This window comes from Streptomyces herbicida (genome assembly GCF_032656585.1).
GTDB lineage: Bacteria > Actinomycetota > Actinomycetes > Streptomycetales > Streptomycetaceae > Streptomyces > Streptomyces herbicida.
Window position 1 is genome coordinate 1 of record NZ_JAUYWJ010000099.1, and the last position, 614, is coordinate 614.

The 614-nt window shown below is 74.9% G+C and carries 1 protein-coding gene; it reads left to right on the forward strand.

Translation table 11 applies throughout. The features are described from left to right. Positions 1 to 614: universal stress protein (locus Q8A52_RS48895; RefSeq protein WP_316765162.1), on the forward strand; the 614-nt coding region annotated here is incomplete at both ends.

The following is a 614-nucleotide window of genomic DNA, read 5'->3' on the forward strand; positions in this document are numbered from 1 at the left end:
GAGGCGGCCGAGGGGGCCGAGCTGGTGGTGCTGGGGTCGCGGGGGCTGAGCGGTTTCACGGGGTTCCTGGTGGGTTCGGTGGCGCTGGGGGTGGTGGGGCGGGCGACGCGGCCGGTGGTTCTGGTGCGGGCCGGTGAGGAGTGCGCGGATGAGCATCTGCCGGCTCCCGACGGCAGTGCCTCGACGACGACCGGGTACCGGGACGTGGTGCTGGGGGTCGACCTGAGCGAGCCGTGCGACGAGGTGATCGAGTTCGCGTTCGAGGCGGCGCGGCTGCGGCGGGCCCGGCTGCGGGCGGTGCACGCCTGGCAGCCGCCGGGGCCGCTGGGTCTGGGCGAGGGGGACATCGGGCTGATCGACGACCCGCGGCGGGCCGAGGAGTGGCTGGGTTTCCTGCGGGCGGTGCTGCAGGTGTGGCGCGACAAGTATCCCGAGGTGGAGGTCCTGGAGACGGTGGTGGAGGGCAAGCCCGCCAACGCGCTCCTGCGCGCGGCGACCGGGGCGAGCCTCCTGGTGGTGGGACATCACCTTGCCGAGCGGCGGATCGGCCCGCGCACCGGGCCCACCACCCACGCGGCCATCCAGCACGTCTACTGCCCCGTGGCCGTCGTGCC